The organism is Paraburkholderia kururiensis, assembly GCF_034424375.1.
Taxonomy (GTDB): Bacteria; Pseudomonadota; Gammaproteobacteria; order Burkholderiales; family Burkholderiaceae; genus Paraburkholderia; species Paraburkholderia kururiensis_A.
Genome location: NZ_CP139965.1, coordinates 2,302,568 through 2,325,135 on the forward strand (window position 1 = coordinate 2,302,568; position 22,568 = coordinate 2,325,135).

The following is a 22,568-nucleotide window of genomic DNA, read 5'->3' on the forward strand; positions in this document are numbered from 1 at the left end:
CGTGGAGCGGGCTGAGTCCTGCCAGGAAATGGGCGGGGGCGCAGGCAGCGGATGGCCTAATCCTAATTTGGATATATCGATATGAGAAATCGTGATTTGTGACGTACGATATCGGAAAATCCGATAATTGAGCGACCATGACGCCAGACCAGCTTATAACTTTCGCCGCCGTGGCCGAATGCCTCAACGTGAGTCGCGCCGCCGACGCCCTGCATCTCTCGCAGCCCGCCGTCTCGGGACAGTTGAAGCTGTTGCAGGAGGAGATGGGCGAGCCGCTGTATCAGCGCGACGGCCGCGGCGTGCGGCTCACGCCCGCCGGGCAGCAACTGGCGGTCTATGCGGCGCGCCTGCGCGACACCTGGCGCGAGGCGCAGGCGTTCCGCGACGCGCTGCGTGGACTCGAACGCGGCACGCTGCGCATCGGCGCGAGCACCACGCCGGCCAGCTACCTGCTGCCGTACCTGCTCGCGGATTTTCATCGGCGCTATCCGGAGGTCTCGCTCGAGACCATGAGCGGCAATACCGCAGACGTGGTGGGGCTGCTCGGGTCGCTGGATATTGCGCTGATCGAAGGGCCGGTCGGCATGGACCTGTCCCTCGACACCACTGCCCACGAATGGCACGAGGACGAGGTGGTGGCCATCGCGCCGCGCGGGCACGCGCTGCTCTCAGCCGACGGGCAGCCCACGGCCGCAGGCGAGGCGCGCGTGACGCTTGCGGCCTTGGGCGCGTTTCCGTTGGTGCTGCGCGAGGCCGGCTCCGGCGTGCGGCAGGCGGTGGAGCGCGCGTTCGCGCGGGCTGGCGTGCCGATGCGCGTGGCGTTGGAGGTGGCCGGCGTGGAAGGCGTGAAGGAGGCGGTGCGCGCCGGCATGGGCGTCGGTTTCGTTTCTGCCATGTCGATGCGGCACGAGGACGGGGCGCTCGCCCAGCTTTCGCTCGCGCCCGAGCCGCTCACGCGGCGCTTTTCGATTCTCGTGCCGCATGCGGGCGCCGCCTCGCGCGTCGCGCGGCGGTTTCTGGAGCTGTGCCTGGCCGGCGAGGCGACCGGATGATTCCCCAGGCGGGACAAGCCTCGGGCGGCGCGCCAGGGATTTCCACTATGGCCTTGTCACGATGCCCGGCGCACTATCGCAACCAGTTTTGGAACCGGTTCCATTTAAATGGGGAAAGCGATTCCCCCGCTCGAAGGCGGGAACGGAACAAGCGGAAGCAGAAAGGAGAGCATCGTCATGACCGAAGTAGTCATCGTGGCAAGCGCGTTCGGCGCCGACGCCGTGCGGCGCGACGGCCACCGGGCGTGGATTGCGACCGCGGCTGCGGCCGGCGCTTCGGGTTTCGAGGTGCGCCGCGAGCTGATTTCGGCCGAGACCGGCGTGCAGCCCGCCGCGCTGCGCGAACTCGGCGCGGCGATTCGCGAAACGGGCATGTGGGCCGTCTGGTCGACCCCCGACTCGCTCTATGCGGCCGACGGCAGGCTCGACGTCGCCGCACTCGGCCGCGCGCTCGACGAAGCCGCGGCGCTCGGCGCCCGTTTCGTGAAGCTCCAACTGGGCGGCTTCGCCGGCGAGAGCGACGCCGCCAGCATCGCGGCGTGTCTGCGTGGCGTGGATACCCGGCTCGTGGTGGAAAACGGGCAACTAGCGGAGGGCGGCATGACGGCCCAGTTCGTTGCGTTCTTCGAGGCGCTCGAAGCGCAAGGGCACGGGCGCGTCGCGGGCATGACGTTCGATATCGGCAACTGGCAGTGGACCGGTGTGGCGCCCGCAGCCGCGGCGCAACGGCTGGCGCGGCACGTGGAGTACATCCACTGCAAGGCGGTGACGGGCGAGGGCGCGCGACGCTTCGCCGTGGCGCCGGCCGCCGACGACCCCGTGTTGGCAACCGTGCTGCCGTTGCTGCCGAGGCACGTGCCTCGCGGCATCGAGTTTCCGTTCCACGCCCACCGCGTGGCCGAAGACGCCGCGCGCTACGTCGAATGGCTCGGCGGATGGCTTGCCGCAGCATGAGCAGAACCGCGGCGTGACACGACGTACGACACGAAGCACGACATGCAGCAGGAAAGCAAACCCATGACAGATACCCCACTCGATGTCGTTACCTACGGCGAGGCAATGGCCATGTTCGTGGCCGCCGAGCCTGGCGCGCTCGCCCGCGTCGGCCATTTCACGAAACGCGTGGCAGGCGCCGACCTGAACGTCGCCATCGGTCTTTCGCGGCTCGGCTTCAAGGTGGGCTGGATGAGCCGCGTGGGGCGCGACTCCTTCGGCGACTACGTGCGCGACACGCTGGAAAAGGAGCGCATCGACCAGCGTCGCGTACTCACGGACGAGCGCTATCCGACCGGCTTCCAGCTCAAGTCGAAGACCGACGACGGCACCGATCCGGTGGTCGAGTACTTCCGCAAGGGTTCAGCCGCGAGCCATCTTTCGCCCGACGACTACGACGCCGACTACGTGCTCGGCGCGCGTCACCTGCACCTGACGGGCGTGGCGCCCGCGCTCTCGGCCAGCTCGCGCGACCTCGCATTCCGCCTGGTACGCGAAATGCGCGCGGCAGGCAGGACGATCTCGTTCGACCCGAACCTGCGTCCCACGCTGTGGCCGTCGCGCGAGGCGATGGTCGAGACGTTGAACGCGCTGGCCGCGTACGCGGACTGGGTGCTGCCCGGCATCGGCGAGGGCAAGGTGCTGACCGGCTACGATCGGCCCGAAGACATCGCGCGGTTCTACCTCGATGCGGGCGCGCGCGCCGTGATCGTGAAACTCGGTCCGCAGGGCGCGTACTACCGCACGGCGGACAGCGCGGGCACGATTGCCGCGCAGCGCGTCGAAACCGTCGTGGACACCGTGGGCGCCGGCGACGGCTTTGCCGTGGGCGTGGTGAGCGCGCTGCTGGAAGGCCGTACGCTGCCGCAGGCGGTGGCGCGCGGCAATCGCATCGGTGCGCTCGCGATCCAGGTGATCGGCGACTCGGAAGGGCTGCCCACGCGCGCGCAACTCGACGCCCTCGAAGCGGCCTGCGAGGCTCATGACGGCGCCGCCGCCTCGTTGGCGAGCGACATCGCCAACCACAACAAGATGTCGGCAACGGCGCACTGACGCAGGGACACTTCGGGGGCACTTCGCGCGCCCGTGCGTCTGCATCCGTTGAACGATGCTTTCATTCATTGCATGAAGGAGACACTCATGGGTTCGTCCACACTCGCCACCCTCGCGCCGCGCCGCTGGTGGGCGATCATGCCGGTCGTGTTCATCACGTACAGCCTCGCCTATCTCGATCGCGCGAACTACGGCTTTGCCGCCGCGGCGGGCATCAATCAGGATCTGGGCGTGAGCAAGGGCCTCTCGTCGCTGATCGGCGCGCTGTTCTTTCTCGGCTACTTCTTCTTCCAGATTCCGGGCGCCATCTACGCCGAGCGCCGCAGCGTGCGCAAGCTCGTGTTCGTGAGCCTCGTGCTGTGGGGCGGATGTGCCGCGCTCACGGGCATCGTGCGCAACATTCCGGCGCTCATTGCGATCCGCTTCGCGCTCGGCGTGGTGGAGGCCGCCGTGATGCCGGCCATGCTCATCTTCATCAGCAACTGGTTCACGAAGCGCGAGCGCTCGCGCGCCAACACGTTCCTGATTCTCGGCAACCCGGTCACAGTGCTCTGGATGTCGATCGTCTCGGGCTACCTCGTGCATTCGTTCGGCTGGCGCCACATGTTCATCGCAGAGGGGCTGCCCGCCGTCGTGTGGGCGGTGGCCTGGTGGTTCATCGCCCGCGACCGGCCCGACCAGGTCGCGTGGCTTTCCACCGAAGACAAGCAGGCGCTCGACGCCGCGCTGCGCGCCGAACAGGCGGCCATCCGGCCGGTGCGCAACTACGGCGAGGCGTTCCGCTCGCCTGCTGTCATCAAACTCTGCGCGCAGTATTTCTGCTGGAGCATCGGCGTCTACGGCTTCGTGCTGTGGCTGCCGTCCATCCTGAAAGGCGGCTCGACGCTCGGCATGGTCGAGACGGGCTGGCTCTCCGCGCTGCCGTACCTTGCCGCGACGATCGCCATGCTCGCGGCGTCGTGGGCCTCGGACCGGCTCAATCGCCGCAAGGTGTTCGTCTGGCCGTTCCTGCTGATCGGGGCTGCCGCGTTTGCGGCTTCGTATGTGATCGGCACCGGCACGGGCACGCACTTCTGGTTCTCGTATGCGCTGCTCGTGATCGCGGGCGCCGCGATGTACGCGCCGTACGGACCGTTCTTCGCGATCGTGCCCGAACTGCTGCCGAAGAACGTGGCGGGCGGCGCGATGGCGCTCATCAACAGCATGGGCGCGCTCGGCTCGTTCGTGGGCTCGTATGCCGTGGGCTATCTGAATGGCGCGACGGGCTCGCCTGCGGCATCCTATGCGTTCATGAGCGCGGCGCTCGTGGCCGCCGTCGTGCTTACGCTCGCGGTGAAGCCGCAGCCGCCGCAGCCCCAGTCGCACGAGGAACTCGACGGGCACCGGCTTGCCACGCCCATGCAAGGGAAATAACTGGATGAAGAACAGGATCGTCGCCTACAAACCGTTGCCCGCCGACGTGCTCGCCTTTCTGCGCGAGCACGCCGACGTGATCGAAGTGGACGCTGCCCGGCACGATGCGCTCGTGGCCGCGCTGCGGGAGGCGGACGGCGCCATCGGCGCGAGCGTGAAGATCACGCCCGCCATGCTGGAAGGCGCACAGCGGCTCAAGGCGCTTTCCACGATCTCCGTCGGCTTCGACAACTTCGACGTACCGGACCTCACGCGGCGCGGCATCGTGCTCGCGCACACGCCGGACGTCCTGACCGAATCGACGGCCGACACGGTGTTCTCGCTGATCCTCGCCACGGCGCGGCGCGTCGTTGAACTGGCGCAGTGGGTCAAGGCGGGGCACTGGTCGGGCAGCATCGGGCCCGAACACTACGGCACGGACGTGCAGGGCAAGACGCTCGGCATCGTCGGACTGGGGCGCATCGGCGGTGCCGTGGCGCGCCGCGCGGCGCTCGGTTTCAATATGCGCGTGCTCTACACGAACCGCAGCGCGAACGAACAGGCGGAACGCGATTACGGCGCACGGCGCGTGGCGCTCGACGAATTGCTCGCGGCGTCGGATTTCGTCTGCCTGCAGGTGCCGCTCACGGCCGACACGCGGCATCTGATGGGCGCCGCGCAGTTCCGGCAGATGAAGCGCAGCGCCATCTTCATCAACGCATCGCGCGGCGCGACCGTCGACGAAGCGGCACTGATCGACGCGCTGTGCGCCGGCACGATTCACGGCGCGGGGCTCGACGTGTTCGAAGAAGAGCCGCTGCCCGCCACATCGCCGCTGCTCGCCATGGCCAACGTGGTGGCGCTGCCGCACATCGGGTCGGCCACGCACGAGACGCGTCACGCCATGGCGCGCTGCGCCGCGGAGAATCTGGTCGCGGCGCTGGCGGGCACGCTCGCCAACAACGTCGTCAACCGCGAAGTGCTCGCGCGATGAGCCGCGTGCCTTCCCCACCGTCGCCGGCATCGGCAACGCCGATGTCGCCGCGCCGCGCGACCATCAGCGACGTCGCGCGCGAAGCCGGCACCGGCAAGACCAGCATCTCGCGCTACCTGAACGGCGAGTTCAACGTGCTTTCCGCGGAACTGCGGGCGCGCATCGAGGCCGCCATCGAGCGGCTCGACTACCGCCCGAACCAGATGGCGCGCGGCCTGAAGCGCGGCCGCAACCGGTTGATCGGGATGCTGCTCGCGGACCTGTCGAATCCGTACTCCGTCGAGGTGCTGCAAGGCGTGGAAGCGGCGTGTCAGGCGCTCGGCTACATGCCGCTCATCTGTCACGCGGCCAACGAGGTGGAGATGGAGGGCCGCTATCTGCAACTGCTCACCACGTATCGCGTGGAAGGCGTGATCGTCAACGCGCTCGGCGTGCGCGAAGCGATGCTGAAGCCTGTGGGCAGCGGCGGCATTCCGTCGGTGCTGGTGGACCGCACGGTGGAAGGGCTCGACGCAGACATGGTCGGGCTCGACAACGAAGCCGCGGTGCGGCTCGGCACGGCGCATCTGCTCGCGCGCGGCTACGAGGAGATCGTGTTCGTCGTGCAGCCGTACGAGCACGTGAGTTCGCGGCGGCGTCGCGTGACGGCGTTCCAGGACGCCATGCGGACGACGCCGCAGGTTCGCGCCGATACGGTGGTGCTCGACCTGCAGAACGACGACGCGGCAAGCGCCGCGCTCGCGGCGCTGGACGAGCGCATCGGAAAGGGCGCGGATGACGACCCGAACGACCCGCACGAGGCGCACGAGGCACCACCCCGCATCGCGCTTTTCGCGGGCAATGCGCCGGTCGCGATGCGCATCGCGCTGCATCTGAATGCGCGCTACGGTGCTCAATGGCAGCGGCGCGTCGGACTGCTCGCATTCGACGATCCCGAATGGGCCGAGCTTGCGGGCATCACGACGATCCGTCAGCCCACGCGCGCTATCGGCTATCGCGCCGTGGAATTTCTGCATCAACGCATCGAAGGCCTCGCCGACGTCGCGCGCGATTGCGTGCTGCCGGGCGAATTGATCGTGCGGGCCTCGACGGGCGGTTGAACGTATGCGGCGCGGGGACGCCGCGACGGCCGCGATGGTCGTGCTGCCAGGCGGCCGCCGATGGCAGCATGGCCCGCATCCATAATCTGCGATCATTCGGTCTGCGGCGCGCGGGCGGGGCACTCCCTGCATGGCGTGCCGGCCGTCTCAAGGACCCTCATGACCGTATCGCCGTTCACGCTCACCTGCCTTTCGCTCGCGACGCTCGCCGTCGCCGCTGTGCCCATTCTTCTGTATCGGCGTCTGCGCGAGCCGCTCGGCTTCGACCGGCGGCCGGCTATCGCCGGCATCGCCGTCTTCGCGCTCTTTGCCATGGTGATCGAGCGCGCGCTCAACGACTACCTGCTCCGGCAGAACCCGGTTACCTCGGCCTGGCTCATGCAGCCTGCGGTGTTCGTCGTGTACGGCTCGCTGGCGGCGGGCGTCTGCGAGGAGGTGGGGCGGTTCATCGCGATGCGGATGCTGCTCAAGCGCTTCGGCCGCGGCCGGCCCGCCGGGGAAAGCGACGGCACGGGCTTCGCTTACGGCATCGGCCACGGCGGCGCGGAAGCGTGGATGATCGGCGTGCTCGTGCAGTTGCAATGGATCGTGTTCGCGGTGCTCGAGAATCGCGGTCAGCTCGACGGTTATCTGCCCAACGTGCCCGAACCGGCCATGATGCGCATCCACCTGATTCTTGCGAGCCTCTCGCCCACCACGGCCGGCATTTTCGCGCTCGAGCGGCTTGCCGCGCTCGCGTTCCAGATCGGGCTTTCAGTACTGATGTGGCGCGGCGTGCGAGCCGGCTGGCGTGGCATCCTGCCGCTTGCCGTCGGCCTCCATGCATTGATCGATGTGCCCGCCGCGCTTTTTCAGGCCCACGTGTTGCCGCTTGCCGTGGTGGACGGCGGCTATGCGCTGGCCGGTGTCGCCGTGGCGGGCGTGCTCGCGAAGCGAGTGAGCGAGGCGCGCGCCGCGCGGCCGGAACGGGCAGCGTGAGGCCGCGCGCCTGGGGATGGCATGAGCGGACATAAGCGGCATAAGCGGGTATGAGCGCGCATGACGAGGGGCGAAACGGGGCGCCGCTCCACACGACAACTTGATGGGCAGAAGATGGAAGGCTACCTGTACGAATGCGCAAGCCCGGAGTTCGAGGAGCTTGCGCGCGTCATCACCGATCTCTTCCCGGAGCAGACACGCTTCGTCGAGCACTCCGCCGACGACGGCACGCCACAGCTCACGGTGCATTGGGTCGCGATGCGGTTCGGCGCCACGGCGCGGCGCATCGCGTTGACGATCGCCATCACGCCGGCGGCGCTGGCGCGCTACCGGGCCTTGCGGCCGCGGCTGCGCGGACGCAGCTACGCGGTGCTGAGGGCCTATGTGGAAGCCGAGCTGGGATCGCTCGAAGAACTCTACGCGAAGGGCGAGACGGTGCCGCGCGAGGTGACTGTGGCACCGGGCGACGACTTCGCCTGAACGAAACCGTCCGATGCCCTCGCGCGTCCGTGCAGGCGTGCTGAAAGAAAGCGCCGGCCGAAGAGCGTCCTGCGCGAAGCAGGCAAGACGCCGCGCGACGCTCAGTGAGCGCGGCGATAGACCTTCGCGAAGCGTTCGGCCTTCACCACGCCGTAGTCGCCGGGTGCGTACTGCATGACCCAGTCGCCGGCCGTGCCGTGCAGCACGTCGCCGCCCGCGGCCGAGCGCGCGATCGAAAACGCTTCGTTCATCGGCTTGGCGAGCACCACGACCGGGCGATTGCGATACGGTCCAGCCTCGCCGTGCGGCAGGGACGGGACGGCGGGCAGATACTTCGCGTCGAACCGTTCGCGCGACACCACCCAGCGCTCGCCGCCCGAACTCGTGATGAGCGCGTCGCCGGGCGCATAGCGGTTCGGACCTTCCAGGCTCATCAGTTCGCCTTCCTGCGTGGCGAATTCGACCATGACGGTTTCGTCCTTGACGACGCGCTGTGCGGCCGGGTCCGCACGAAGGTCGAGATGTTCGAGTGCGATCATCGTGCTCACTGCGCTTTGGACGGCTGCGGGGAGGGCTGCGATTGCGGCGCCTTACCCGAACGGTGACGGCGCGATTCCTGACGCTCGTGGAAGGTCTGGTCGGCGAGTTTCTTTTGATCCGGCGAGAAGCTGTTGTAGAGCGGTTCGAAGGCATCGACGAGCTTTTTCATGCCGTCCGCGTGCGCCTGCGTGATCTGCGCGTACTGCTTCATGTCGTCGAGCGCGGTGCGGTTCGCATCCGCCTTGCGCTGTTCGTAGAGCTGCGCCATCGCCTGGCCGTTGCTGCGCATGACGTCGGCGAACGCGTTCCACTGGCTTTCCTGCTGCGGCGTGATCTTGAGCGCCGAATGCAGATAGGCGATGCGCTGCTCGACGTGCTGCTCGCGCATGGGCGCGCTGGCGGCGGCCGGCGCGGAGGCGGGTGCGGCACTCTGCGCGAAGGCGCTCGTCATCGAAAGAACGGCGGCGAAAACCACGAGGGCTTTTTTCATTGTTGCTCCTTGGAATGTTGCTTAGCGAGGCAGGGCGCACCGTTGACGGCGGTCCACCGCGAGGGTGCGTGTGGAAAGGCCGCGGCGCCTTGGGCGCTATTAGTATCACGATATCACGGCGCTCCGTGTGACCCGCCACAACTCCTTACAAACGAAACGAACCGCAAAAATACGCGTGCGACGTCCCGGCCACGCAGGCCTGAAGCGGTTCGCCGGCACGTTGCCACGCAGGCGATAATCGCGTCTTTCAACCGACTCCGGCCACTTTCCGATGAGACCTCCGCGCCTCGATCAGCTCGACGAACTCGACCGCAACCTCGTTGCGCTGCTCCAGCAGAATGCCCGTGAAAGCGTGGCGAATCTCGCGCGGCAGCTCGGCGTGGCGCGCACGACGGTCATTGCGCGCATCGCGCGGCTCGAACGCTCGCAGGTGATTGCGGGTTACAGCGCGCGGCTCGGGCAGGACGTGCTGGATGCCAGCATCCAGGCGTGGGTGGGCCTCATCATCGCGCCCAAGCATGGACCCGACGTGCAGAAGCGCCTCGGCAGGATGCCGGAGGTGCAACTGCTGTGCGCCGTGAGCGGCGAGTACGACTACGTGGCCTGGCTGCGCGCCGATTCGCCGGAACGGCTCAACGACCTGCTGGACCAGATCGGCGGCCTCGCGGGCGTGGAGCGCACCACCACCTCCATCGTGCTTGCACGCAAGATCGATCGCGGCACGGTGACGGGCTGATTGTCGGCCGCCGTTGACGCGGTTTTTAGATGTTTTCGTCGTAATGACGAGAAGCTTCGTCAAAACGGCGAAAGCAGTGGTCGAAGCGCAGCATTTTGCGCCTATCAACCGTACGGGGCCGTCCCTACACTGTGTCGCGCAGGTTCGCCACTTAAGACACAGAACACAAGGAGAAGCCCATGAAAGTCGCGATCGTCGGTGCCGGTCTGATTGGACACACCATTGCCCATTTGCTGCGCGAAACCGGCGACTACGAAGTCACCGCGTTCGACCGCGACCCATCCGCGCTCGACAAGCTCGCGGCCCAGGGCATCCCCACGAAGCGCGTGGATTCCGCCGACCCCGCCGCACTGCGCAACGCCATCCAGGGGTTCGACGCGCTCGTCAACGCGCTGCCGTACTACCTCGCCGTGAGCGTGGCGGCCGCGGCGAAAGGCGCGGGCGTCCACTACTTCGATCTGACCGAGGACGTACGCGCCACGCACGCCATCCGCAGCCTCGCCGAAGACGCCGGGCACGTCTTCATGCCGCAATGCGGTCTCGCGCCTGGCTTCATCGGCCTTGCCGCGCACGAACTCGCGAACCGCTTCAGCGAGATCCGCGAGGTCAAGATGCGCGTGGGTGCGCTGCCCGAGTTTCCGACCAACGCGCTCAAGTACAACCTGACCTGGAGCGTGGACGGCCTCATCAACGAATACTGCCAGCCGTGCGAAGCGATTCGCGACAGCCGCACGCAATGGGTGCAGCCGCTGGAAGGCCTCGAACACTTCTCGCTCGACGGCACCGAGTACGAGGCGTTCAACACGTCGGGCGGTCTGGGCACGCTGTGCGAGACGCTTGCGGGGCGCGTCGAATCGCTCGATTACAAGTCGGTGCGCTATCCGGGCCACCGCGCGCTCATGCACTTCCTGCTCGAAGATCTGCGGCTTGCGGGCGACCGCGACACGCTCAAGGCGGTGCTGCGGCGCTCGGTGCCGTCCACGGCTCAGGACGTCGTGCTCGTGTTCATCACGGTGACGGGCATGCGCGACGGCCAGCTCGTGCAGGACGTCTTCACGCGCAAGATTTTTGCGAAGACGGTTTGCGGCGTGCCGATGAGCGCCATCCAGATCACCACCGCAGGCGCCATGTGCGCCGTGCTCGATCTGTTCCGCGAAAAACGCCTGCCGCAAAGCGGTTTCGTGCGCCAGGAGCAGGTGTCGCTGCGCGACTTCCTCGGCAACCGCTTCGGTCAGCTGTACGAAGGCGCGACGCTGGGCGCGATGGCAACGGTCTGAGCACGCAGGAAGCGTGAGGTGAATGCCGGGGAAAGCGCCCCCGGCCTGCCCACGCGAGCCACCGAAGAGCCACCGAAGAGCCACCGAAAACTACGGCGCCGCGAGCTGAGCGAGCAGGGCGTCGTAGTCGGCATCGGAGGGCGCCGTGCTGTCGAACATCAGAAGCCCTTCACATGCGGCGCCCGACGGCACGAAGCGCCGCTGGCGATACTCGTCCCAATGCGCAAGCTTGTAGGCATCGTTGGGATTGCCGCGCGCGACGATGCGCCGGTGCGCCGTCTCCTCGGAGGCGTAGACCCACACGATGCGGATGGCGACATCCGCGCCCACTCCCAGCCACGCGCGATCGAACAGGCGCCGGTCGCGCACCTCGCGCGAAAGCGGTCCGATCACGATCACGCTGATGCCGAGTTCGAGGTTCTCGCGCGCCGTGTCGATCAGACCCAGGTACTCCGGATCGCGCAGATGCTGTAGATAGAGCGGGCTGTCGCGATCGTTCGGGTCGCCCGTTAGCGCGCCGATGGCCGCGGCACTGTAACGCCCATAGAGCGTGTCCTTGTCGAGCAGGCAGAAGGCCTCGCCCGTCGCGCGCATGAGCGGCGCGATCAGGCGTTTGGCCAGCGTGGACTTGCCGGTGCCGGCATGACCGCAGATGAATATCAGTCGAGCCACGAACGCTCCATCGCTTCAGTTGGCTTCATTGGCTTCAGTTGCCTTCAATCGGCTCGAGGTCTATCGGTGTGGGTTGGCGTCTTCCGGCCGATCATGACGGCCAGGCGGGCGCTGCGCAAGCCCGGCCGGCAGGCGGGTTGTGTGCGCGGCCGCACGTCGGCGTTCATGCTCGGACACGCGCACGCAGCGGTCGATACACCGGCGCGGGTATCATGGGCGCGCGTGCTGTGCAGGCTCCGCGCGGTCATCGCGTGACGGGCGGACAGGCGGCACGCCGACAACAACGAAACAAACAGAACGTCCAGCATGGTCGCCCGGGCGGCGACGCGAGGGAGGCCGGAACATGCCGTTACGGCGCATGCATTTCACGCAGATCGCGCGCACGGGGCGGGGCGAAGCAGGCATCGCGGCCCTGCGTCTCATGACGCGCGCATTCCATTCGTTCCACACGCGTCTTGCAACCGTGGCGGCCATCGCAACCGCCGCCACGCTGACTGCGATCACCACGATTGCCCTGACAGCGGCCCTTGCCGGCTGCGCCGAAACGCCCGGCACGCGGCTGCCGCTTCGGCCTGTGCCCGCGGAGCGCATCGTGAAGCCAGGCTACACGACGCAAGCCGAAGGCAAGGTCGCCGTCGACGTGCGCCGCGAGCCCGCGACCAACGTGCTGGTGCGCCTGCGCGACGTGCTCGTCTACGTGGACGGCGAGCGCGTCACCGACCTCATGCAGGGCGAGCACGTCACGTTCTGGCTCACGCCGGGGTTGCACCGCATCGCGGTGTCCACGCAGTTCGATCCTGTCGTCGAGCTTCCCTTTCAGGTCGATGCCCGGTTCACGAACCGGGCGAGCGTCAGCTTCAACGCCGACCACCGTGTCGGGATCCGGCGAGTAGCGCAGTAATGCAAGGCGCAGACTGTGTCTGACCCAGCCCAATCGCCAGGGATTACCCGCACGACCCCGCATCGGCCGCGCATGTCGCGCGTCGGCCATTGCCTTGCGGCACTTCGTTTTCCGCCCGAACGGCGGGTACGGGGCGGCAAGCCGCCGTGTGCGACGCAGCAGCGCCCGCCGTTGACACGGCGTTTTGGCAATGTCCAGAATAGGCGCTCGCAAACGTTTGCGCGCGATACAAATACGGCTCGCCCGAGCCGAACAACAAGGAGATAACCCGAATGAACTCCCGCATTCGCCGCCGCGTGCTCGCGGCCGCCGTGGCCCTCACCGCCGCGGCTGCGTTGCCGTTTTCCACCGCTCACGCCGAAGCTGCAAAGAAACCGAAAGTCGCGCTCGTCATGAAGTCGCTCGCCAACGAGTTCTTCCTCACCATGGAGAACGGCGCGAAGGACTACCAGAAACACAACCCGGGCCAGTTCGACCTCATCACCAACGGCATCAAGGATGAAACCGACACCGCGGCGCAGATCCGCATCGTCGAGCAGATGATCGTCTCGAAGGTCGATGCGATCGTGCTGGCGCCCGCCGATTCCAAGGCGCTCGTGCCCGTGGTCAAGAAGGCCGTTGACGCCGGCATCATCGTCGTCAACATCGACAACCGGCTCGACCCGGACGTGCTCAAGTCGAAAGACCTGAACGTGCCGTTCGTGGGCCCGGACAACCGCAAGGGCGCGAAGAAGGTGGGCGACTACCTCGCGAAGAAGCTGAAGGCCGGCGACGAAGTGGGCATTCTCGAAGGCGTTTCGACCACCACCAATGCGCAGCAGCGCACGGCCGGCTTCAAGGACGCCATGCAGGCGGTGAGCGCGAAGATCGACTCGGTGCAGTCCGGCGAGTGGGAAATCGACAAGGGCAACGCGGTGGCCTCGGCCATGCTCAACGAGTACCCGAACATCAAGGCGCTGCTGTGCGGCAACGACAACATGGCGATCGGCGCCGTATCGGCGGTGCGCGCGGCGGGCCGCCAGGGCAAGGTGTACGTGGTCGGCTACGACAACATCAACGCCATCAAGCCCATGCTCAAGGACGGCCGCGTGCTCGCCACGGCCGACCAGTACGCGGCCAAGCAGGCCGTGTTCGGCATCGACACGGCGTTGAAGGCGATTGCCGATCACAAGAAGCAGTCTGAGCTTTCGGGCGTGGTGGAAACGCCGGTCGATCTCATCACGAAGTAACCGGACGGTCGCGGCCAGGGTGAAACCAGGCCGCGACCCTGCGAAGCCGGCGCCGCGTTCGTTCGTCCCTAGGTTCATGACCTGGCGTGCCGTCCGGCACTCAAGAAAAGCTCGGCGTCGCCGTTATTCACCGGTATAGCGTCATGGCGGCAAAGGCGGTCATTCGGGCAGCATGAACACCGTCGACGGGCGAACAGGCACGGCGGAGGCATCGTGGCAGGCGCGAGCGGGCTTCCTTGACGGGCGCGGCCTCGCCGCGGGTATCGACGAGGGCAGCGGTAAGGGCAGCGATAAGGGCCGCGCAGCATCTGCGGCACGGCCCTGCGGCCACGCCTTCAGCCAACATGACACACGAAGCGGCAGTCGGGCTTTCCGCCGCCCCAGTGCGGTGACCAGGCCGGCGAGAGCGGCTTTCGACAACAGGATGGAAATGGATTCAACGGACTCCGACGTGCCGCGCGCGCCGTCCGGCTTGCCTGCCGTGCTTTCGGTCACGGGCATCGGCAAGACCTGGGCGTCGCCTGTGCTCGCCGACGTGAGCCTCGAGTTGCGTGCAGGCGAAGTGCTCGCGCTCACGGGCGAAAACGGCGCGGGCAAGAGCACGCTCTCGAAGATCGTAGGCGGCCTCGTGGAACCGACCACGGGGTCGATGCAGCTGGCCGGCGCGCCGTACCGGCCCGCGAGCCGCACCGAGGCTGAAGCGCTCGGCGTGCGCATGGTGATGCAGGAGCTGAACCTGCTGCCCACGCTTTCCGTGGCCGAAAACCTGTTCCTTAGCCGGTTGCCGCATTTCGGTCCCGCGGCGTTCGGTTGGATCGACCGCAAGCGGCTGCGCGAGGATGCACGCGAGGCGATGGCCCAGGTCGGGCTCGACGCGATCCACCCCGACACGCTCGTGGGCGAACTCGGCATCGGCCACCAGCAGATGGTGGAGATCGCGCGCAACCTGATTGGCGACGCGCGTGTGCTGATTCTCGACGAGCCCACGGCCATGCTGACCTCGCGCGAGGTCGAGCTACTGTTCGAGCAGATCGCGCGGCTCAAGGCGCGCGGCGTGGCGCTCGTCTACATTTCGCACCGGCTCGAAGAGCTTGCGCGCGTGGCCGAACGCGTGGCCGTGCTGCGCGACGGGCGCCTCGTGCACACGGACGCGATGGCGAACCTCACGCCGGATCGCATCGTCGCGCTGATGGTGGGGCGCGAACTGGGCGAGCGCATCGACCTGGGCGAGCGGCGCATCGGCGCGCCGCTCTTGAGCGTGACGGGCCTCACGCGCGGCGAAGCGGTGCGCGACGTGTCGTTCGAGGTACGCGCGGGCGAGATTTTCGGCATCTCCGGGCTGATCGGCGCGGGCCGCACGGAGCTGCTGCGGCTCATCTACGGCGCGGACGAGAAAGACGGCGGCACCGTCGCGCTGGCGCCGTCGCCGGGGGCGACGCCTGAGCCCGTGAAGATCGCTTCGCCCGTGGACGCGGTGCGCGCCGGCATCGCGCTCATCACCGAGGACCGCAAGGGCGAAGGGCTGCTGCTGCCTCAGCCGATCGCGGCTAACGTGTCGCTCGGCAATCTCGGCCGCGTGTCGCGGCACGGCGTGGTCAACGCCACGCGCGAGAACGCGCTCGCGACTCGCCAGATCGAGGCGCTGCGCATCCGCACCTCGGGACCGGCCCAGCCGGTGAGCGAACTGTCGGGCGGCAACCAGCAGAAGGTGGTGATCGGCCGGTGGCTTGCGCGCGAACGTAAGGTGCTGCTGTTCGACGAACCGACGCGCGGCATCGACGTCGGCGCGAAGTTCGACATCTATGGCCTCATGGGGGCGCTTGCGCGCGAGGGCCGCGCGCTCGTGGTGGTGTCGAGCGACCTGCGCGAGCTGATGCTGATCTGCGACCGCATCGGCGTGATGTCGGCGGGACGCATGACCGGCATTTTCAGCCGCGAGACGTGGTCGCAGGACGCGCTGCTGGCGGCCGCCTTTGCCGGCTATCGCAGTCGCGAGGCGCTGCTGCACAGCCCGCACGACGATCCCCACGATAGCCACGACGTCCCCGGCGGCCAGCGCCGCGAGGACGCCCAACCGAATGCACGGAGTCTGTCATGAACAACCAGCCGCTGCCGCAGGGCCATGCCCCGGGCACGCAGGAGAACGTCGCCGGCGCGAAGGATGCCTCGGCCGGCTCGATTGCGGCGAGCGCGAAGCCGGCCGGCACGCGCCTCGGCTTCTCGAACTATCTGGGCCTCGCGGGCGCGCTCGTCGCGATGATCGCGCTCTTCTCGGTGCTGAGCTCGCACTTCCTGACCTACGACACGTTCAGCACCATCGCCAACCAGATTCCCGATCTCGTGGTGATGTCGGTGGGCATGACCTTCGTGCTCATCATTGCCGGCATCGATCTTTCGGTGGGCTCGGTGCTCGCGCTCGGCGCCTCGGTGGTGAGCGTCGCCGCGCTCAAGTGGGGCTGGAGCGCGTGGCCCGCTGCGCTGATCGGCCTCGCGGCCGCCGCGCTCACCGGCACGCTGACGGGCGCCGTGACGGTGGGCTGGCGCATTCCGTCGTTCATCGTGTCGCTCGGCGTACTGGAAGCGGCGCGCGGGCTCGCCTACCAGATGACGAACTCGCGCACGGCCTATATCGGCGATGCGTTCGACTTCCTCTCGAACCCGATTGCGCTCGGCATTTCGCCGGCGTTCCTGATCGCCGTCGTCGTGATGGTGGCGGCGCAGCTCGTGCTCACGCGCACGGTGTTCGGGCGCTATCTGGTGGGCATCGGGACCAACGAGGAAGCGGTGCGGCTTGCGGGCGTGAACCCGCGGCCCTACAAAGTGATCGTATTCGCATTGATGGGCGCGCTTTCAGGGCTCGCCGCGCTGTTCCAGATCTCCCGGCTCGAAGCCGCGGACCCGAACGCCGGCGCGGGGCTCGAACTTCAGGTGATCGCGGCGGTGGTGATCGGCGGCACGAGCCTGATGGGCGGGCGCGGCTCGGTCATCAGCACTTTTTTTGGCGTGTTGATCATTTCGGTGCTGGCGGCCGGGCTCGCGCAGATCGGCGCGAACGAGCCGACCAAGCGCATCATCACGGGGGCGGTGATCGTGGTGGCCGTCGTGCTCGACACGTACCGCAGCCGGCGCCGGCGCGCGTAAGGCATCGAGCGCACAGAGAGCAGAAAACAGCAGCAGACAGCGAAGCAGGAGAGCAACAGCTTATGGCGACGATCAAGGATGTAGCGGCCGTGGCAGGCGTGTCGTTTACGACGGTATCGCACGTCGTCAACAACTCGCGCCCGGTGTCCGCGGATGTTCGCGCGAAGGTCGAGCGAGCCATCCACGAGCTCAACTACGTGCCGTCGGCCGTCGCGCGCTCACTCAAGGCGCGTTCCACGGCCACGGTGGGCCTCGTCGTACCGAATGGCACGAATCCGTACTTCGCGGAACTCGCGCGCGGCGTCGAGGACGGTTGCGCGCGCAAAGGCTACTGCGTGTTCTTCTGCAACTCCGACGACGACCCGGCCAAGCAGCGCAACTACCTGCGCGTGCTGCAGGAAAAGCGCATCGACGGGCTGATCGTCGCGTCGGCCGGCGACGACGCCGTGCTCGCCCAGACGCTCTCCGGATCGCGCGAGCCGCTCGTGATCGTGGACCGCAACATCGAAGGGCTTGCCGCCGACCTCGTGCAGATCGACCACGAGAAGGGCGCCTGGCTCGCGACGCGGCATCTGCTGGAGCTGGGCCATTCGAAGATCGGCTGCATTACGGGACCGGTGTCTACCGCGGTGAGCGCCATGCGGGTGCACGGCTTTCTGCGTGCCATGGCCGAACGGGGCATCGAGATTCCGGAAGGGGCCATCGTCGAGAGCGACTTTTCCGGCACGGGCGGCTATCTCGCGGCAAGCCAGCTGTTCGATTCGGTGCGGCCGAGCGCCATCTTCGCCGGCAACGACATGATGGGCATCGGCGCGCTGCGCGCAGCGGCCGAACGCGGCCTGCGCGTGCCGCAGGACTGCTCGGTGATCGGCTTCGACGACATCGAGCTGGGCCGCTTCACGTATCCGGCGCTTTCGACCGTGGGCCAGTCGGTGCGCGCGCTGGGCGAGACGGCGGCGCAGACGCTCATCGAGCGCATTACGGGCACGGGCCAGACCGACGGTGCGCCGCCGCGGCGCCGCGTGGTGGCGCCGCAGCTGATCGTGCGCGAATCGACGGCGCAGTGGTCGGGCGAGCGGCCGTCGACGCTCGTGGCCTGACTGGCGCGGCAGCGGGCGAGCGGTGCACGGCGGCAGGAAGCGGCGCAGAGCCCGTCATGTGCGGGGCGAGGGAAGACAGCAGGGCGCGCGACGCCCGGAGAAGGGCGTGACGAACGAAACAGCAGCAACGACGGTAAGCGCGGGGAACGCGGCAATGACAGGTATCGCGGGTAAGGCAGGCAGTGTGGCCGTGGTCGGCAGCCTCAACATGGATCTGGTGGCGCGCGCGCCGCGCATGCCGAAGCCGGGCGAGACGCTCGCGGGCCACGCGTTTGCCCAGGTGGCGGGCGGCAAGGGCGGCAACCAGGCCGTGGCCGCCGTGCGACTGGGCGCCCGGGTGGCGATGGTGGGGTGCGTAGGCGCCGACGCGAACGGCGAACAGTTGCACGCGGGCCTCGTTGCCGAAGGTATCGATTGCGCCGCGCTCGAGTCCAGCGCGGACGCGCCGACCGGCGTTGCGCTGATCGTCGTGGACGACAGCAGCCAGAACGCGATCGTCATCGTGGCCGGGAGCAACGGCGAGGTGTCACCGGCGACCGTCGCGCGCCATGAGGCCGTGCTGGCCGCCGCCGACGTCGTGGTCTGCCAGCTGGAAACGCCCGTGGAGGCCGTGCATGCGGCGCTCGACACGGCGCATCGGCTCGGCAAGACCGTCATCCTCAATCCCGCGCCGGCCACGGGGCCGCTGCCCGCCGCGTGGCTGCCGCTCATCGACTATCTGATTCCGAACGAACTCGAGGCCGCAACGCTGACGGGCCTGCCGGCCAGCACGCCCGAAGACGCCGCGCGCGCCGCCGCGGCGCTGCGCACTGCCGGCGCGCGCAACGTGCTGGTGACGCTCGGCGCGCAAGGCGTCTGCGCCGCGCTCGGCGCCACGGAGCCGGTGCTCTATCCGGCACCGCGCGTGACAGCCGTCGACACGACCGCGGCCGGCGACACCTTCATCGGCGGCTTTGCGGCGCAACTCGCGGCGGGCGTGCCCGTCGACGACGCGATTCGCTTCGCGCAGCGCGCGGCGGCCATGTCGGTCACGCGCGAAGGCGCGCAGCCTTCCATTCCGCGTCTCGCCGAGCTCAGCGCTCAATAGCGCGTAAAAGCGTTGTCAGCGCACGTGTTGCCCTCGTCGCCGTCATGGCGACGCCTGACGAGGGGCCGTGCGTTGTGCTCGCTGTCTTGAACTCCGGCTGATCTATCGCGCTCCGCGTGCCACCCGGTCAGCGGGCTTCCTGCCGTCGCCGGTTACCTGTTCTGCCCATCTTCGGCTCGCAGGGCCTCGCCCCGTTCCCCCCGTTTATCCCGCACTCGATAGCGCTGCACCGCGAATGATGCACGTCGCATCATTCTTCAGTCTTGCAATTTTTACCTATTTGTCTGTCGAATAGGGTCGACCCATATAAAAGATTCAAGGGCGGGACGCCTTTGGCCGTAAACGCCCTCATAGCACCGCACCCAAAGACGGTGTATCGAGGGCCGCCAGCGAGACCCTGGCAAGGCCACCCGGAACAGGCCTCCCCGCTTTGCACACAGGAAGAACATGTTGAACAAAGGCATCACCATCAAAGCCCGCATCGGGCTGACCATGACTTTTCTCGCAGCGTTGCTGGCAGCCGTGAGCGTGCTGGGGCTCGTCGGTCTCACGCGCGCCAACGACGCGCTGAAAGACACCTTCACGAATCAGATGCCGAGCGCCGTTTCGATCGCGAACGCGGAAGTCTATGCGGCGCGCGAACGCCTCGCACTGGACCGCGCGGCGTTCCTGATCGGCACCTCGGAGGTGGCCGCGACGGTGGAGCGCGCGAAGGTCATGCGCAGCCAGTCCGACGACTGGTGGAAGAAGTATCTGGCCTTGCCGCGCGGCGCGGAGGAAGACCGGCTCGCGCAAGTGGTGGCGGGCAGGCGCGACGCGCTGCACACCGAGGCCGATGCGTTCGCCGCCATGGTCAACGCCGGCGACCAGTCCAGGATTCCGGACGCGGCCAAGCGGCTGCAAAAGGTCTACAACGACCTCGTCAACGCCGACAGCGATCTCGTGCAGTTGCAGTTCCGGCAGGCGAAGGAAGGTTACGACAGCACGCAGTCGATGGTCGGCTTCTTTCGCATGACGAGCATTGGCGCGTTGCTGGTCGGACTGGGCGCGGCGCTTTTTTCGTTCTTCACGCTGCGCGGCGCCATTGCACGACCGCTCGCGGAAGCGCTCAGCCACTTCGAGGCCATTGCGGCGGGCGACCTGCGGCGCGCCGTGGTGGTGCGCTCGCGCGACGAGATGGGCCAACTGATGGAAGGCGTCGCGAAGATGCAAAAGAGCCTGATCGACACGGTGCGCACGGTGCGCGCCGGCAGCGAATCGATTGCGACGGCCACGCGGCAGATCGCCGCGGGCAACATCGACCTGTCGTCGCGAACCGAGGAGCAGGCGTCGGCGCTTCAGGAAACAGCCTCGAGCATGGACGAGCTCACAGGCACCGTGCGTCAGAACGCGGACAACGCGCGCCAGGCGAGCGCGCTGGCGGCGAACGCCTCGGACATCGCGAACAAGGGCAACCAGGTGGTGAGCCAGGTGGTGGGCACGATGGGCGACATCAACCAGAGCTCGGCGAAGATCGCGGACATCATCGCGATCATCGAGGGCATTGCGTTCCAGACCAATATCCTCGCGCTCAACGCCGCCGTGGAAGCGGCCCGCGCGGGCGAGGACGGACGCGGCTTCGCCGTGGTGGCAGGCGAGGTGCGCAGCCTCGCACAGCGCTCGTCGGCGGCGGCCAAGGAAATCAAGGAACTCATCGACACGTCGGTGGAGCGTGTGCAGTCGGGCTCGGCACTGGTAGACGAAGCGGGGCGCACGATGGGCGATATCATCGGCGCCGTTCAGCGTGTGACCGACATCATGGGCGAGATCGCCGCGGCATCCGAGGAACAGAGCAGCGGCATCGACCAGGTGGCACGCGCAGTCACGCAAATGGACGAAGTAACCCAGCAGAACGCGGCGCTGGTGGAAGAAGCGGCGGCCGCGGCGCAGTCGCTGGAAGACCAGGCTGCGAAGCTGCGCCAGGCGGTGGCGGTGTTCCAGGTGGACGAAGGTCGCGACGCAATGGCATTCGCCCAGCCGGTTCGCGCAAGCGCGACGGCGGCAAGGCCGACCCCGACCGCGCACGGTACTGCGGCGAAGCCGGCTGCACGTGCACGGGCGAGCGCGCCGGCTCGCGCAGTGCATGCCGTGGCGGCAGCCTCGGCTGCTGCGCCAGCTGCAACGGCTGTCCCGGCAAGTGGCGCTTCGGGTGCCAGGGCCGCTGCCGCCACGGCCGGCTCGGACAAGGACTGGGAGACCTTCTGATCGGCCCGTAGCGCGTCGCGCGAGACCTCCCCGGCAAGCCGTATTCCGTTCGCGGCATGCGAATGTTCCGAAAAGACCGCCATTGCACGCAATGGCGGTCTTTTTTTCATTCTTCATAAATGAACGGTCGCGATGCGGCCCGGGTTCCGGTACATTGTCGTGCGCGGTAGCCATGCGCCTACCCGGCACGCTGCCTGCAAGGGTGCTGCGACGCAAGCCACAGCGCCCTGATGCGGTGGCATAGCTTGTGTCTGCCCCGGCAGCAATCCGGCCGACGCGGCTTCATCCCCACGGCGCAGGTGCAGGTACGGCAGCAAACCAACGGAGCGAGCGAGGAGGAATCCCCTATGACGCGTAACGACCTTGCGCAATACCTCATCGATGCGCGCCGCGAGCATCGGGTCATCGACGCGTTGCCTGCCGAGGCACTGCCGCCCGACGCGGCCACGGCCTATGCGATCCAGCAGAAGGTGATTGCGGGACTCGGCACGACGACAGGCGCCTGGAAGATCGGCGCCCGCTCGCCCGGTGGCGAGGCGGCCGGCGCGCCCATTCCTGCCACCGCCGTGTATGAATCTCCCGCGCGGCTCGAGCGCGGCATGTTTTTCCGCGTGCTGATCGAACTCGAAATCGCGTTTCGCTTTGGCCATGCCATTGCGCCGCGCAGCGAAGCCTATGCGCGCGACGAAGTGCTCTCGCTCCTCGGCGCCGTGCTGCCGACCATCGAGATCGTCGACAGCCGCTTTGGCGGCTGGCCCAACGTCGCACCGCTTGCGCAGCTTGCCGACGCCCAGAACAATGGCGCGCTCGTGACGGGCCACCCGGTGTCCTATAGCGGTTTTGCGCGCACGTTCGACTTCGTCGCGCCCGAGCTCGAACTGTCGTTCGACGGCCGTTCGCTCGTACCTGAAGCGCCAGGCAATCCCGCGGGCGATCCGCGCGAACTGCTGGTCTGGTTCGTCAATCACTGCGCGGCCATGGGCATCACCATCGAGCCTGGCTGGACCGTCACCACGGGTTCATATGTAGGGGCCCATCGCATCGAAGGGCCGGGCGCGGTCCATGCACATATCGACGGCCTTGGCGACGTCGAGGTGTCGTTCCTCTGA

General features: G+C 67.7%; 21 protein-coding genes. 18 read left to right on the forward strand and 3 right to left on the reverse strand.

Annotation, left to right across the window (positions count from 1 at the left end; all coding sequences use genetic code 11):
• Positions 1-137 precede the first annotated feature (137 nt).
• The 8 genes from U0042_RS10315 (at position 138) to U0042_RS10350 (ending at position 8,042) form a co-directional block, all read left to right on the forward strand.
• Positions 138-1,052, forward strand: coding sequence for a LysR substrate-binding domain-containing protein (locus U0042_RS10315; RefSeq protein WP_114810928.1), 915 nt, complete (start codon positions 138-140; stop codon positions 1,050-1,052).
• Positions 1,053-1,229: 177 nt separating this feature from the next.
• A complete protein-coding gene (locus U0042_RS10320) occupies positions 1,230-2,006 on the forward strand; it encodes a TIM barrel protein (RefSeq protein ID WP_114810927.1) in 777 nt (258 codons plus the stop codon).
• 63 nt (positions 2,007-2,069) lie between these two features.
• A complete protein-coding gene (locus U0042_RS10325) occupies positions 2,070-3,098 on the forward strand; it encodes a sugar kinase (RefSeq protein ID WP_114810982.1) in 1,029 nt (342 codons plus the stop codon).
• A gap of 87 nt (positions 3,099-3,185) precedes the next feature.
• The gene (locus U0042_RS10330) at positions 3,186-4,511 is read left to right on the forward strand and encodes an MFS transporter (RefSeq protein WP_114810926.1); all 1,326 of its coding nucleotides are present in this window, start codon (positions 3,186-3,188) and stop codon (positions 4,509-4,511) included.
• Positions 4,512-4,515: 4 nt separating this feature from the next.
• The gene (locus tag U0042_RS10335) at positions 4,516-5,484 is read left to right on the forward strand and encodes a 2-hydroxyacid dehydrogenase (RefSeq protein ID WP_114810925.1); all 969 of its coding nucleotides are present in this window, start codon (positions 4,516-4,518) and stop codon (positions 5,482-5,484) included.
• A complete protein-coding gene (locus U0042_RS10340; RefSeq protein ID WP_114810924.1) occupies positions 5,481-6,584 on the forward strand; it encodes a LacI family DNA-binding transcriptional regulator in 1,104 nt (367 codons plus the stop codon). Before U0042_RS10335 ends, U0042_RS10340 begins: the two co-directional genes overlap by 4 nt.
• Positions 6,585-6,743: 159 nt before the next feature.
• Positions 6,744-7,562, forward strand: coding sequence for a YhfC family intramembrane metalloprotease (locus U0042_RS10345; protein WP_114810923.1), 819 nt, complete (start codon positions 6,744-6,746; stop codon positions 7,560-7,562).
• Positions 7,563-7,676: 114 nt separating this feature from the next.
• Positions 7,677-8,042: a DUF3022 domain-containing protein gene (locus tag U0042_RS10350; protein ID WP_114810922.1), complete on the forward strand. Its 366-nt coding sequence runs from the start codon at positions 7,677-7,679 to the stop codon at positions 8,040-8,042.
• 101 nt (positions 8,043-8,143) lie between these two features.
• Here U0042_RS10350 and U0042_RS10355 read toward each other — a convergent pair whose 3' ends face one another.
• Both U0042_RS10355 and U0042_RS10360 read right to left on the reverse strand, forming a co-directional pair.
• On the reverse strand, positions 8,144-8,581 hold the full coding sequence (locus tag U0042_RS10355; RefSeq protein WP_114810981.1) for a PGDYG domain-containing protein: 438 nt from the start codon (positions 8,579-8,581) through the stop codon (positions 8,144-8,146).
• A 5-nt stretch (positions 8,582-8,586) separates the two neighbouring features.
• On the reverse strand, positions 8,587-9,072 hold the full coding sequence (locus tag U0042_RS10360; protein ID WP_114810921.1) for a Spy/CpxP family protein refolding chaperone: 486 nt from the start codon (positions 9,070-9,072) through the stop codon (positions 8,587-8,589).
• Between the two features lie 271 nt (positions 9,073-9,343).
• Between U0042_RS10360 and U0042_RS10365 the strand changes: the two genes are divergently transcribed.
• Positions 9,344-9,808, forward strand: a complete 465-nt coding sequence (locus tag U0042_RS10365; RefSeq protein WP_042298754.1) for an Lrp/AsnC family transcriptional regulator — start codon at positions 9,344-9,346, stop codon at positions 9,806-9,808.
• Between the two features lie 179 nt (positions 9,809-9,987).
• Entirely contained in the window at positions 9,988-11,085 is a 1,098-nt protein-coding gene (locus U0042_RS10370) for a saccharopine dehydrogenase family protein (protein WP_114810920.1), read from the forward strand.
• A 90-nt stretch (positions 11,086-11,175) separates the two neighbouring features.
• On the opposite strand, the gene U0042_RS10375 is transcribed toward U0042_RS10370, so the two are convergent.
• On the reverse strand, positions 11,176-11,757 hold the full coding sequence (locus U0042_RS10375) for an AAA family ATPase (protein ID WP_114810919.1): 582 nt from the start codon (positions 11,755-11,757) through the stop codon (positions 11,176-11,178).
• A 343-nt stretch (positions 11,758-12,100) separates the two neighbouring features.
• Here U0042_RS10375 and U0042_RS10380 point away from each other — a divergent pair, with 343 nt between their 5' ends.
• The 8 genes from U0042_RS10380 to U0042_RS10415 all read left to right on the forward strand — a co-directional run bounded on the left by U0042_RS10380 (position 12,101) and on the right by U0042_RS10415 (position 22,568).
• Positions 12,101-12,658, forward strand: coding sequence for a hypothetical protein (locus tag U0042_RS10380; RefSeq protein WP_232833359.1), 558 nt, complete (start codon positions 12,101-12,103; stop codon positions 12,656-12,658).
• Between the two features lie 272 nt (positions 12,659-12,930).
• Positions 12,931-13,887, forward strand: coding sequence for a sugar ABC transporter substrate-binding protein (locus tag U0042_RS10385; RefSeq protein ID WP_114810918.1), 957 nt, complete (start codon positions 12,931-12,933; stop codon positions 13,885-13,887).
• A gap of 430 nt (positions 13,888-14,317) precedes the next feature.
• On the forward strand, positions 14,318-15,985 hold the full coding sequence (locus tag U0042_RS10390; protein ID WP_114810917.1) for a sugar ABC transporter ATP-binding protein: 1,668 nt from the start codon (positions 14,318-14,320) through the stop codon (positions 15,983-15,985).
• A complete protein-coding gene (locus U0042_RS10395) occupies positions 15,982-17,028 on the forward strand; it encodes an ABC transporter permease (RefSeq protein WP_114810916.1) in 1,047 nt (348 codons plus the stop codon). The genes U0042_RS10390 and U0042_RS10395 overlap by 4 nt, the downstream gene beginning before the upstream one ends.
• Positions 17,029-17,090: 62 nt before the next feature.
• Complete coding sequence (locus tag U0042_RS10400; RefSeq protein ID WP_114810915.1) at positions 17,091-18,128, forward strand: LacI family DNA-binding transcriptional regulator; 1,038 nt, start codon at positions 17,091-17,093, stop codon at positions 18,126-18,128.
• 154 nt (positions 18,129-18,282) lie between these two features.
• Positions 18,283-19,215, forward strand: a complete 933-nt coding sequence (rbsK, locus tag U0042_RS10405) for a ribokinase (RefSeq protein WP_114810914.1) — start codon at positions 18,283-18,285, stop codon at positions 19,213-19,215.
• Between the two features lie 447 nt (positions 19,216-19,662).
• Positions 19,663-21,459, forward strand: a complete 1,797-nt coding sequence (locus U0042_RS10410; RefSeq protein ID WP_114810913.1) for a methyl-accepting chemotaxis protein — start codon at positions 19,663-19,665, stop codon at positions 21,457-21,459.
• A 347-nt stretch (positions 21,460-21,806) separates the two neighbouring features.
• The gene (locus U0042_RS10415) at positions 21,807-22,568 is read left to right on the forward strand and encodes a 2-keto-4-pentenoate hydratase (RefSeq protein ID WP_114810912.1); all 762 of its coding nucleotides are present in this window, start codon (positions 21,807-21,809) and stop codon (positions 22,566-22,568) included.

Coding starts and splice junctions, on each gene's coding strand:
- U0042_RS10350 (WP_114810922.1), top strand. CDS start 7,677: ATGGAAGGCTACCTGTACGAATGCGCAAGCCCGGAGTTCGAGGAGCTT.
- rbsK (WP_114810914.1), top strand. CDS start 18,283: ATGACAGGTATCGCGGGTAAGGCAGGCAGTGTGGCCGTGGTCGGCAGC.
- U0042_RS10410 (WP_114810913.1), top strand. CDS start 19,663: ATGTTGAACAAAGGCATCACCATCAAAGCCCGCATCGGGCTGACCATG.
- U0042_RS10395 (WP_114810916.1), top strand. CDS start 15,982: ATGAACAACCAGCCGCTGCCGCAGGGCCATGCCCCGGGCACGCAGGAG.
- U0042_RS10360 (WP_114810921.1), bottom strand. CDS start 9,072: ATGAAAAAAGCCCTCGTGGTTTTCGCCGCCGTTCTTTCGATGACGAGC.
- U0042_RS10355 (WP_114810981.1), bottom strand. CDS start 8,581: ATGATCGCACTCGAACATCTCGACCTTCGTGCGGACCCGGCCGCACAG.
- U0042_RS10415 (WP_114810912.1), top strand. CDS start 21,807: ATGACGCGTAACGACCTTGCGCAATACCTCATCGATGCGCGCCGCGAG.
- U0042_RS10400 (WP_114810915.1), top strand. CDS start 17,091: ATGGCGACGATCAAGGATGTAGCGGCCGTGGCAGGCGTGTCGTTTACG.
- U0042_RS10325 (WP_114810982.1), top strand. CDS start 2,070: ATGACAGATACCCCACTCGATGTCGTTACCTACGGCGAGGCAATGGCC.
- U0042_RS10365 (WP_042298754.1), top strand. CDS start 9,344: ATGAGACCTCCGCGCCTCGATCAGCTCGACGAACTCGACCGCAACCTC.
- U0042_RS10380 (WP_232833359.1), top strand. CDS start 12,101: ATGCCGTTACGGCGCATGCATTTCACGCAGATCGCGCGCACGGGGCGG.
- U0042_RS10340 (WP_114810924.1), top strand. CDS start 5,481: ATGAGCCGCGTGCCTTCCCCACCGTCGCCGGCATCGGCAACGCCGATG.
- U0042_RS10335 (WP_114810925.1), top strand. CDS start 4,516: ATGAAGAACAGGATCGTCGCCTACAAACCGTTGCCCGCCGACGTGCTC.
- U0042_RS10390 (WP_114810917.1), top strand. CDS start 14,318: ATGGATTCAACGGACTCCGACGTGCCGCGCGCGCCGTCCGGCTTGCCT.
- U0042_RS10330 (WP_114810926.1), top strand. CDS start 3,186: ATGGGTTCGTCCACACTCGCCACCCTCGCGCCGCGCCGCTGGTGGGCG.
- U0042_RS10315 (WP_114810928.1), top strand. CDS start 138: ATGACGCCAGACCAGCTTATAACTTTCGCCGCCGTGGCCGAATGCCTC.
- U0042_RS10370 (WP_114810920.1), top strand. CDS start 9,988: ATGAAAGTCGCGATCGTCGGTGCCGGTCTGATTGGACACACCATTGCC.
- U0042_RS10345 (WP_114810923.1), top strand. CDS start 6,744: ATGACCGTATCGCCGTTCACGCTCACCTGCCTTTCGCTCGCGACGCTC.
- U0042_RS10320 (WP_114810927.1), top strand. CDS start 1,230: ATGACCGAAGTAGTCATCGTGGCAAGCGCGTTCGGCGCCGACGCCGTG.
- U0042_RS10385 (WP_114810918.1), top strand. CDS start 12,931: ATGAACTCCCGCATTCGCCGCCGCGTGCTCGCGGCCGCCGTGGCCCTC.